This window comes from Streptomyces sp. NPDC058751 (assembly GCF_042746485.1).
In the GTDB taxonomy this organism is placed as follows: domain Bacteria; phylum Actinomycetota; class Actinomycetes; order Streptomycetales; family Streptomycetaceae; genus Streptomyces.
In genome coordinates, this window is sequence record NZ_JBHYPZ010000080.1 from 1 (window position 1) to 9,897 (window position 9,897).

Below are 9,897 nucleotides of genomic sequence, written 5' to 3' on the forward strand. Positions count from 1 at the left end.
ACCGGGCGCGCCCCGCCCCGCATGTGCTAACCGCCCGCGACCGGCCCCGGCGCGCGCGCCATCGCCGGCCCGGCCCCGCGCCGGGCCCCCCCCCGGGGGGGGCCCGGGCGGCGGCCCCGCGCGAGGACGTCCGGAGCGGCAGTGCGGACCGAACCGGCCCGGGTCCTGGGGGACTTGATCCTCCAGGACCCGATGCCCCCACTACGAGGCCGAAGGACCCTCGGCCTCGCGCCGCCTGGCGGCCAGCGCCTTCGCCAGGACCTTGTCCCGGAAGGGGTTCGCGGGGCTCAGGGCCCTCGCCACCTCCACCGCCTCGTCCAGGAGCGCCATCCGCTGTTCGGGCAGGTCCCGCACCGACGGCGAAGCGCTCGCCTCCACCAGGACGTACGCCAGCTTCGACCCGTACACCTCCGGCTCGACCGGTGCAAGGGTCCGGTAGATCCGCAGCCCCACGACGCCACGCACCACCCGCGTGTTGGCGCTCAGCAGCATGACCCTCGCCCGCATCACCATGTCCTGATCCATCGATCCCCCTTCGCTCCGCCACTCCCGACCCGCCCCGTCGCACGACGGGGCAGCACGACGAACGCGCCGGCAGCCCGAAAGGGATGCCGGCACGGATGCCGGTGAGTGGATGACGACGAGTCTGCGGGCAGGCCACCACCCGTGCCAAGACCGAACGGACGTGCGCTCCGTCCTACCGCGAACGGCCCCCGAGCAGGCATGATGGACCTGACACTCTCCCAGCCCCGGTCCGTGGACGGGGGCGAGGCGCACATACCGCTCGGATCGCGGCCGGACGGCCCCTCGGGTCGTGGCCGGACGGGCGCGGCCACTGCACGACGGTGACCCTTCCGGGCATGGAAGGGATACTGAGGCATGGCGTTCCTCGTCTTCATGACCCTGCCCGGTCTGGTCATCCTGCTGACCGTGCTGTCCTTCGTCGATCAGCTTCTGCTGCGCGCGAGCAAGGCCGGCATCCTGCCCTGGCGCAACTCGGCGCGTCAGGGCCAGATATCGGCGACCGGGTTCGAGCAGCTGCACGCGAGCCTCTCGCCGGGCAAGCAGACCGAGCTGAAGGAGCGTCAGTCGGCCCTGCTGCTGCGCGACGACGAGGAGGACGGGGCGCCGCCGAACCGGACGACGGTGGACCTGGACGGCGGAACCGCGGTCGTCCGGATGCCCGGCACCGTCCGGCGGTAGCCCGCTCCACGGCACCGTCCGGCGGTAACCCGTCCCACGGTGCCGACGTGATCAGCTGGACAGCTCACCCGGCTCGTCCATCGTGCCGTCCGTCAGCGCCTCGGCCCACAGCCGCAGGACCCGCGAACGATGCGGCGCCCGCAGCACGGAGGTGCTGATGTCGTGTGCGGTCCCGGTCCGACGACGGTGCGTGAGTGCCGCGGCGCACGTGCATAGGATCACCGGCATGGCGCTGCGACCCGTTCACGTGAATATCAAGGCCGTCGACAGCTCGGCGGTCGGCCGGTTCTGGGCGGAGGCCCTCGGCTGGAGTGCGTACAGCCCCGGCGTGACCACCTACGTCGGGCCTCCCGGCGGCCTCGTCTGGCCGGACCCGGTCGTCCTCGGCATCGACGTCGTCCCGGTGCCTGAGCGCAAGACGGCGACGAAGAACCGTGTGCACCTCGATCTCGCCACCACCTCCGCCGCCCATCAGACGGAGCTGGTCGACCGCCTGACGGCGCTCGGCGCGACGCCCGTCGACGTGGGCCAGGGCGACGTGCCGTGGACGGTCCTCGCCGACCCGGAAGGCAACGAGTTCTGCGTGCTGGAGCCACGGGAGGTCTACCGGGACACCGGGCCGATCGCCACCCTGGTGGTCGACTGCGTGGATCCGCGGGCCATGGCCCGGTTCTGGGGCGGGGCGACGGACTGGACCCTGCACGAGGTGACCGACGATCACGCGAGGCTGCGGTCCGCCAAGGACGTCGGCCCGTATCTCGAGTTCCTCCGCACGCCCGGTGTGAAGACCGTGCCGGACCGCGTCCACATCGACCTGCTCCCGTACGCCGGGGACGACGAGGAGGCGGAGGTGGCCCGGCTGCGGGCCCTGGGCGCCACCGGTCTCGACGTCGGCCAGGGCGACGTGCCGTGGACGTGCCTGACCGACCCGGAGGGCCACGAGTTCTGCGTCCTCTCCCTGCCCTGACGTCCTCTCCCTGCCCTGACGCGGCACGAGGAACCCGGATCTTCGGCCGGGCTCTTCCCGCTCGCCGGGATCGCGAAGCCCACACGCCCGCCGGGACGGCGGCGGGCGAATCCGACGTGAGCGGGCCGTCGGCACCGGGTCCCGCCGGATGCCCACGCCCCGCTCACGTCACGTCATCGGGTCGGACGCGGCCGACGACGACTCCTCACCGGACGGCTCCTCACCAGGTGTGCGCGACGTCGACCACCAGCCGGTCGGAGAGCTGCGTCACCCGGAACGGCAGCCGGGCCCGCACGCCGAGTCCCACCTGGGTGACCCCCTCGAAGCTGGCTCCGTACTTCGCGTCGCGGAAGGTCCGGTAGCCGGTCAGGTCGACGCCCGGAAGGGGCTGGCCGCCCCGGCCGGGGTAGGTCTCGGTGTAGGTCTCCGGGTCGTACGCGGGGGACGACACCAGGATTTCGAGGATGGCCCCGCCGGAGACCGGGATGCGAATGCCGGACGGGTCCTGGATGAAGGCGTCGACGTAGTGCACGGTGTACCCGATGCCCGTGGTGCCGGCGGTGGGCACGTCGAAGACCATGCGGTCGTAGCAGTCGTGCCGACCGGTCCTGATGTCGGTCAGCGATCCGTTGGCGGTGTCAGCCGCCGTCTTCGGCAGGCTGCCCCAGCCGGTCGGACACACGACCGCCGTGGCCGCGCCCGCGGATGCGGGCGTGGCCACGACCACACCCACACCCACCGTCGTCAGGGCGGCCAGCACCGCCATGGCTCGTCTCGCACGCATTGGTTTCCCCCTTGTGGCTGCGGCTCTCGATTCCCTGCCATGTACGACATGACGGGCACGGTTTTGGTTGCACGGAACGCTTCGGTCGTACGGAACACTTCGGCCGTACGGACCGACGCGACATGGGACGGCCCGTCAAACGGACTCGGTCTCGATCTCGGCCTCCGCCTCGGACCCGGACCCGGACCCGGACGCCGCGGGTCCAGCGGGCTCGGGCGCACCGCCCGTGCGCACCACGGGGGTGCGCGGCGCGTGGGCCGCCTTGAGACCGACGAGGGCCACGACGACGACCAGGACGAACGCCCCTCCGGCGATGGCGAAGCTCAGCGTGAACCGGCTCTCCTCGGGGAGTGCGGGCAGTCCGGCCGGCAGCGGTACGGACTTCGACGCCAGGAGCGATGTGATCACCGCGCTCGCGACGGCGCTGCCGACGGAGCGGGAGATGGAGTTGATGCCGTTGGCGATGCCGGTCTGGTGGGCCGGGACGCCGGCGACGATGAGCGCGGGCATGGCGGCGTAGCCGAAACTGATGGCCAGACCGATGAGCATGCCCGCGCCGATGACCGAGGCGCTGGTGTCGTGGGCGGCGGTCAGCCAGGTGAAGCCGAGCACTCCGAAGCAGGCTCCGGCGGCCAGCGTGACGCGCGCGCCGAGCCTGCGCACGAGCACCCCGCCGAACTGGGCGCCCACCAGGGAGACGAGCGTGGTCGGCAGCAGATAGACGACGGACGCGGCGAGCACCGAGGCGCCGAAGCCGTAACCGACCAGCTTCTCCGGCATCTGCACGAGGTACGAGACGCCGATGAACTGGGTGAACATCGCGAAGCCCAGCAGCAGCCCCGCCAGGTTGGTGAAGAGAACGGGCCGGTGGACGAACATCTTCATGTCCACCATCGGCTCCCCGACCCGGCTCTCGGTGAACACCCACACGCCCGCCATGACGACCGCCCCGGCGAACGTGCCGAGCGTACGGCCGGACGTCCACCCCCACTCGTGCCCCTGCGAGATGGGCAGCAGCAGGAGCACCAGCAGCATGCCGAGGGTCAGCGCGCCCAGCCAGTCCGTCCGTCCACCCGTCTTCGTCCGGGAGGCGGGCACGACGAACAGCACGCCCGCCAGGGCCACCACGGCGAGCACGACCGCCAGCCAGAAGGGCCGGTGGTAGTCGGGGTCGGATCCCTGGGTGAGGAGGCCCGCGCCGACCAGAGCGAGTCCGCTGCCGAACGCGAGCGTGCCGCTGACCAGGGCCATCGCTCCGTGCAGCTTCTCCGGTGCGATCTCCTCGCGCAGTACGGAGAGGGCGAGCGGGAAGATCGCCGTCGCCGCGCCCTGCATCACCCGCCCCACGATCAGCCAGGTCAGCGAGGTCGTGGTGGCGGCGAGCACCGACCCGGCGATCATCACGACCAGCACACCGACGAGCGTGGGCTTCTTGCCGTGCTGGTCGCCGAAGCGGCCGAGCAGCGGGGTGAACACGGCGGCGGACAGCAGGGTCGCGGTGGTCACCCAGCTGACGCTCGCCGTGCCGGCCTTCAGGTCGCTCTGGATGATCCCGAGGATCGGGACGACCAGGGTCTGCATCATCGAGACGACCATGGCTGCGAGCCCGAGCACCAGGACGAGCCCGGTCTGCCCGGAGGCCCTCGACGACGCCGCTTGCTGTGTGTGGGACACGGAGAGTCCGCCTAACTGCTTGACAACCTCGATGCTTGAGAACTTCAAGCAATGACTGACCGTAGCCCTCAATATTTGAGATGGTCAAACTTCCTGGCGTAGGGTGAGTCACATGACGGGAACCAGCGGTGTGGACACGGACCAGCTCATGGAGCTCCTGTCGGTGTCGCTCGGGGCCTACTACGGCGACTTCACGGCGGCCGCGGCGAGCGAGAACCTCACGGCCAGCCAGGGCAAGACGCTCAACGTGCTGCGCCGGGGCCCGGCCGCCATGCGCGCCCTCGCCACCATCCTGACCTGTGACGCCTCCAACATGACGGGGATCGTCGACCGACTGGAGAAGCGCGGTCTGGTACGGCGCGAACCCAGCCCCACCGACCGACGCGTCAAGAACGTCGTCCTCACCGCCGAGGGCCGCCGCGTCATCGACGTGATCCGCGCGAAGATGGACACCACGCGCGCCGGCCTGGACCGGCTGAGCGAGGAGGAGCGGGGCACCCTCTACGCCCTCCTGGAACGCGCCTTCACCTCGCGGCACACCCCCCTGCGGCCGAGCGCCTGAGCGCTTCGGCGCCCGAGGGTCCCGCGCGGGCGGGAACGTGCGGGCCCGCACGTCGGCAGCCGCCCCGGCCGAGGACCGTCGACCAGGGGCCACATCTGCCCCACAGGCCAACTCCCCATACCCCCCAAGGCGGTTGGGAAGATTCCGGCTGTACGGCGCTTTCCCGTCAATGACGCCGGGCCCTCCCGTCCCATGACTTGACTGGTACAGACCAAAGCGGTTGAGTGTGGCACCACACCCCCCACCGCAGTCGCCCGGACCCCGCGACACCGGCGTTCGCCGGTGTCCGCGCATGGCTCCCCCCTGCCTCCGGAGCGGCCCTGCCCCGCAAAGGACTGATCCCGTGTCACGACGTCGCGCCGCCTCCCTCCTGGCTGCGATCCTGATCGGAGGCTCCGCACCGGCCCTGCTGCCGGCCGCCTCCGCCTCCGCCGCATCCTGTTCGAGCTACCCGGACTGGGTGGCCGGCAGGTCCTACGCCACCGGCAACATCGTCCGGTACACCGACGGCAAGACCTACATCGCCGAACACGACAACCCGGGCTACGACCCCACCATCAGCACCTGGTACTGGGAGCCCTACGGCTGCGACAGCGGCTCGGGCAACACCGGCGGATCCTGTGCGAGCTACCCGGACTGGGTGGCCGGCAGGTCCTACGTCACCGGCAACATCGTCCGGTACACCGACGGCAAGACCTACATCGCCGAACACGACAACCCGGGCTACGACCCCACCATCAGCACCTGGTTCTGGGAGCCGTACGCCTGCGACGGCGGCTCGACCAATCCGTCCGGCGGATTCGTCGTGAGCGAAGCGCAGTTCAACCAGATGTTCCCGAACCGGAACTCCTTCTACACCTACAACGGCCTGAAGGCCGCCCTGAGTTCGTTCCCCGGCTTCGCCAACAGCGGCAGCGACACCGTCAAGAAGCAGGAAGCGGCCGCGTTCCTCGCCAACGTGAACCACGAGACCGGCGGTCTGGTCCACGTGGTGGAGCAGAACACCGCCAACTACTCGCACTACTGCGACTGGAGCCAGCCCTACGGCTGTCCGGCCGGCCAGTCGGCGTACTACGGCCGCGGGCCGATCCAGCTCAGCTGGAACTTCAACTACAAGGCCGCGGGCGACGCGCTCGGCATCGACCTGCTGGGCAACCCCAACCTCGTGCAGACCGACGCCGCCGTCGCCTGGAAGACCGGTCTCTGGTACTGGAACACCCAGTCGGGCCCGGGCACCATGACCCCCCACAACGCGATGGTCAACAGCGCCGGCTTCGGCCAGACCATCCGCAGCATCAACGGTTCGCTGGAGTGCGACGGCAGGAACCCCGCGCAGGTACAGAGCCGCGTCGACGCCTACCAGCGCTTCACGTCGATCCTCGGCGTCACGCCCGGAGCCAACCTCTCCTGCTGAACCGGCCCGGGGACGGACACGTGGTCCCGAGGGCGTGCCGCCGCCGCGGCGCGCCCTCGGCCCCGCACGGCGCCAGGTCCGCCACGGCCCGATCGGACCACTCCCCCACTCCACACTCCCGGCGGGTGGGAGAGTGCCGTCGCACCGGGTAGTCGTGCGGTATGAACGACTACGCTCCCGACATCTATCCAGAAACCCGGACGGTGCCGTCTTCGGGCGCCCTCTCCTCCCGATGGCTGGCCGGGCTGTCCCGCCTCGAACACGCGAAGGCCGCGGACCCCGTGATCCAGAAGCTGCAGCGGTCGATCCGCTCGCTGCCGATGGGCGAGGCCCGCGATCTGCTGCGCGGCAGGCCACTGGGCCATCCCGTGCATCCCGTTCTGGTGCAGGTCCCGATCGGCTGCTGGCTCTCGGCCGCCGTCATGGACGCCGTGCCGGGGGGACAGCGTGCCGCGACGACCCTGACGGCCGTCGGACTGGCCGGAGTCGCCCCGGCGGCGGTCACCGGGTGGGTCGACTGGGCGGACCTGCCGCCCGAGCAGGCACGCGTCGGCCTGGCCCACGCCGTCGCGAACGTGACCGCCGTGGCGTTCTTCGCCGCGTCCCTGACAGCACGACTCCGCCGCCACCAGGCCAGGGGAAGGCTGTGGTCGCTGGCCGGGCTGGCGGCGGTCGGCGTCACCGGGGCGCTGGGCGGGCACGTGGCCTACCGGCAGGCCGTCGGGGCCTGGCCGGCGACCTGACGGACGCCGCTCCGCGGCGCCCGGACCGAGCCCCGCGCCGCCCGGCGCCGCCATGCCCGTACGAGGCGACCACCGCCACGTTCGTACGACAGCGCTCGTACGACAGCGTCCGTACGACAACGATGTCCGGGCCGACGGGTCCCTCACGCCGTGACGGTGTACGCGGTGGTGACGGCGACGTCGACGCGGGAGTGGACGACGATCCGGGAGCCGCCCCCGGCGGCAGCGGTCTCGAAGAGTCTCCGCGCGGACGCGCTGTGGGTGGCCGCCGCCTCGTCGATGACCACGACGATCGGCGCCGGCTCATGGGCGTGCAGGTACGGGTACGGCGCCGAGAGCGCGCCCGGGAGCGGCCACCACCGGAAGAAGCCCCTCCGGGCACCGCTTGAGCCGAGCGCCCTGGGTACTCACCACTGCATGACCCCCATCAGACCCTTGGCCGTCGTCACCGGCGCCTCCGGCGGGATCGGCTTCGAACTCGCCCGGCGACTCGGGGCACGGGGCTTCGACCTGATCATCAACGCCGAGGACCACGACCGGCTCCACGAAGCGGCGGCACGTGTCCGGGCGGAGGGCACCGAGGTGGAGACGGCCGTGGCCGACCTACGGCGGTTCGAGGAAGCCGAGCGCTTCCACGCCGCCACCGGACTCACGAGCCGCCCGGTCACCGTGGCGGCCCTCGACACCGAGGTCGGCCACGGCGGAGCCTTCCTCGAGACGGACCTCGTGGACGAGCTGGAGATCGTCGACCTGAGCGTTCGGACGACGGTGCATCTCGTCGGCCGGTTCCTGCGCGACATGGTCCACGAGGGCGGGGGAAGGATCCTGCTGACCTCCTCGCTCGCGCCCGGGACCGCGAAGGCCAGGGCACGGGAACCGGTCAGCTGAGTTCCGTGCTTCCGGACTCGGGGGGCTCGTCCGGCGAGGCCGTGTGGTCCGGATGCCCCCGCGTGCGGCGCTGTTCCTTCAGCCGAGCCTCGTACAAGTGGTCGGCGCCGTCGGCGAGTTCCTCGCGGATCTCGGCCTCGACGCTCTTGAACGCCTCGTAGTAGGTGGCGTTGTACGCCTCGACGATCTGGAACGTCCAGTGTCCGGGGATGACGTTGCGCCCCAGGATCTCCCGCTCGACGCGGTCGGCGCACGCACCGTGCCCGGCCTCGCGCAACAGCCTCACGGCACGGTCCAGTTCGAAGTCGGCACTACCGGTGAGCTGGTGGAAGCCGTAGAGGTGCCCACGTGCCCTCTCGGCCGTCTCCAAAGCCTTCGACAGCGCGCCCAGGGCCTCCACGGTGACGTCCGGGACGCCGCCGGGAGGCCGGTGCGCTTCATCGGGGCTCCGGGACTGACGGTTCATGAGCGGGACCGGTTCACGAGCGGGACCGGTTCACGAGCGGGACCGGTTCACGAGCGGAACCGGATCATGAGCGGGGCGAGTCCCCGTCCCCGGACCCCTCCGCGAGCACTTCCTCGCGCAGCGCGGCGCAGCAGCTGCTGAGCAGGCGCGAGATGTGCATCTGCGAGACGCCCAGCCGCTCCGCGATGGAGCTCTGGGTCATGTCGCGGAAGAACCGCAGGTAGAGGATCGTCCGCTCGCGTTCGGGCAGCCTGGCCAGGGCGGGCTTCAGGGCCTCCCGGTCCACGACGAGGTCGAACCCGGCGTCGGGTTTCCCCAGCGCGTCGGCCAGGGAGTACCCGTCGTCACCGTCGGCGATCCGGGCGTCCAGCGACAGGGTCGCGAAACTGTCCAGGGCCTCCAGGCCCACGCGTACGTCGTCCTCGCTCAGCTGCGCGTACTCGGCTATCTCGGCGACGTCGGGCTGGCGGTCCGACGCCAGGTCCTTCACGGCGCCGCGGACCCGGTTGCGTGCTTCCTGGACCCGGCGCGGCACGTGCACGGCCCACATGTGGTCGCGGAAGTGACGCTTGATCTCACCGACGATGGTCGGGACGGCGAAGCTCTCGAAGGCGTTGCCCCGCGCGGGGTCGTACCGGTCCACGGACTTCACCAGGCCCAGGGCGGCGACCTGGGTCAGGTCCTCGACGGACTCGCCCCTGCCGCGGTACTTGCCGGCGATGCGCTCCGCCATCGGCATCCAGGCCTCGACGATCTCCTCGCGCAGGGCCTGTCGCTCGGGTCCGTCGGCCAGTCCCGCGAGGTGCGAGAAGGCCGCGTCGGTATCGGGGGCGTCGTCGTGCCGACGGCGCTGCGTGACTGCGGTGCAGGTCATGTGCTGACAGCTCCCTCAAGGGTTGCTGACTGGACAGAAACACCATGGAGGCGCACACAATTTCGGGACACACCCGCGCATTGGAGCGAACGCTCTCACGGACGTGCCTTTTATCCGAAGCACTAGTTCCTGGAGTCCCCGACCGCGGGAGCAATAAACCCATTTCATGACAATATGACGCAGGGAAAGCGGCTGATCGTGAAGCGGGGGGGCCGGGGGGGCGCCCCCGCCGCGCGGCCCCCCCCCCCCGGGGCGGACCGGGGGGGGGCCCCCCGCCGCGGCAGCCCCCCCCCGCCCGCCCCCCCCCCCCCCCCCCCACCCC

13 protein-coding genes are annotated in these 9,897 nt (G+C 71.2%); 6 read left to right on the forward strand and 7 right to left on the reverse strand.

Annotated elements, in window-relative coordinates; translation table 11 throughout:
* Positions 1-201 precede the first annotated feature (201 nt).
* Entirely contained in the window at positions 202-525 is a 324-nt protein-coding gene (locus ACFW6B_RS40305) for a hypothetical protein (protein ID WP_386604776.1), read from the reverse strand.
* Between the two features lie 354 nt (positions 526-879).
* On the opposite strand from ACFW6B_RS40305, the gene ACFW6B_RS40310 reads away from it, so the two are divergent.
* Complete coding sequence (locus ACFW6B_RS40310; protein ID WP_386604778.1) at positions 880-1,203, forward strand: DUF6191 domain-containing protein; 324 nt, start codon at positions 880-882, stop codon at positions 1,201-1,203.
* Between the two features lie 51 nt (positions 1,204-1,254).
* Here ACFW6B_RS40310 and ACFW6B_RS40315 read toward each other — a convergent pair whose 3' ends face one another.
* Positions 1,255-1,431, reverse strand: a complete 177-nt coding sequence (locus ACFW6B_RS40315) for a hypothetical protein (protein ID WP_386604780.1) — start codon at positions 1,429-1,431, stop codon at positions 1,255-1,257.
* On the opposite strand from ACFW6B_RS40315, the gene ACFW6B_RS40320 reads away from it, so the two are divergent.
* Positions 1,430-2,170, forward strand: coding sequence for a VOC family protein (locus ACFW6B_RS40320; RefSeq protein ID WP_386604782.1), 741 nt, complete (start codon positions 1,430-1,432; stop codon positions 2,168-2,170). The two genes, ACFW6B_RS40315 and ACFW6B_RS40320, sit on opposite strands and share 2 nt — an antisense overlap.
* A 220-nt stretch (positions 2,171-2,390) precedes the next feature.
* Here ACFW6B_RS40320 and ACFW6B_RS40325 read toward each other — a convergent pair whose 3' ends face one another.
* Positions 2,391-2,954, reverse strand: coding sequence for a hypothetical protein (locus ACFW6B_RS40325; RefSeq protein WP_386604784.1), 564 nt, complete (start codon positions 2,952-2,954; stop codon positions 2,391-2,393).
* A gap of 135 nt (positions 2,955-3,089) precedes the next feature.
* On the reverse strand, positions 3,090-4,628 hold the full coding sequence (locus tag ACFW6B_RS40330; RefSeq protein WP_386604786.1) for an MFS transporter: 1,539 nt from the start codon (positions 4,626-4,628) through the stop codon (positions 3,090-3,092).
* 112 nt (positions 4,629-4,740) lie between these two features.
* Here ACFW6B_RS40330 and ACFW6B_RS40335 point away from each other — a divergent pair, with 112 nt between their 5' ends.
* From ACFW6B_RS40335 to ACFW6B_RS40345, 3 genes are all read left to right on the forward strand, one after another.
* A complete protein-coding gene (locus ACFW6B_RS40335; RefSeq protein WP_386604788.1) occupies positions 4,741-5,190 on the forward strand; it encodes a MarR family winged helix-turn-helix transcriptional regulator in 450 nt (149 codons plus the stop codon).
* 343 nt (positions 5,191-5,533) lie between these two features.
* On the forward strand, positions 5,534-6,604 hold the full coding sequence (locus ACFW6B_RS40340) for a glycoside hydrolase family 19 protein (protein ID WP_386604790.1): 1,071 nt from the start codon (positions 5,534-5,536) through the stop codon (positions 6,602-6,604).
* Positions 6,605-6,765: 161 nt separating this feature from the next.
* On the forward strand, positions 6,766-7,347 hold the full coding sequence (locus tag ACFW6B_RS40345) for a DUF2231 domain-containing protein (RefSeq protein ID WP_386604792.1): 582 nt from the start codon (positions 6,766-6,768) through the stop codon (positions 7,345-7,347).
* Between the two features lie 143 nt (positions 7,348-7,490).
* Here the strand turns inward: ACFW6B_RS40345 and ACFW6B_RS40350 are convergent, their stop codons facing one another.
* Positions 7,491-7,634 (reverse strand): hypothetical protein, encoded by a 144-nt coding sequence (locus ACFW6B_RS40350; RefSeq protein WP_386604794.1) that lies wholly within the window; start codon positions 7,632-7,634, stop codon positions 7,491-7,493.
* A gap of 130 nt (positions 7,635-7,764) precedes the next feature.
* Here ACFW6B_RS40350 and ACFW6B_RS40355 point away from each other — a divergent pair, with 130 nt between their 5' ends.
* Positions 7,765-8,235, forward strand: coding sequence for an SDR family NAD(P)-dependent oxidoreductase (locus ACFW6B_RS40355; RefSeq protein WP_386604796.1), 471 nt, complete (start codon positions 7,765-7,767; stop codon positions 8,233-8,235).
* On the opposite strand, the gene ACFW6B_RS40360 is transcribed toward ACFW6B_RS40355, so the two are convergent.
* Both ACFW6B_RS40360 and ACFW6B_RS40365 read right to left on the reverse strand, forming a co-directional pair.
* Positions 8,228-8,701: a hypothetical protein gene (locus ACFW6B_RS40360; protein WP_386604798.1), complete on the reverse strand. Its 474-nt coding sequence runs from the start codon at positions 8,699-8,701 to the stop codon at positions 8,228-8,230. The two genes, ACFW6B_RS40355 and ACFW6B_RS40360, sit on opposite strands and share 8 nt — an antisense overlap.
* 64 nt (positions 8,702-8,765) lie before the next feature.
* A complete protein-coding gene (locus ACFW6B_RS40365; RefSeq protein WP_386604799.1) occupies positions 8,766-9,575 on the reverse strand; it encodes an RNA polymerase sigma factor SigF in 810 nt (269 codons plus the stop codon).
* Positions 9,576-9,897: the final 322 nt, after the last annotated feature.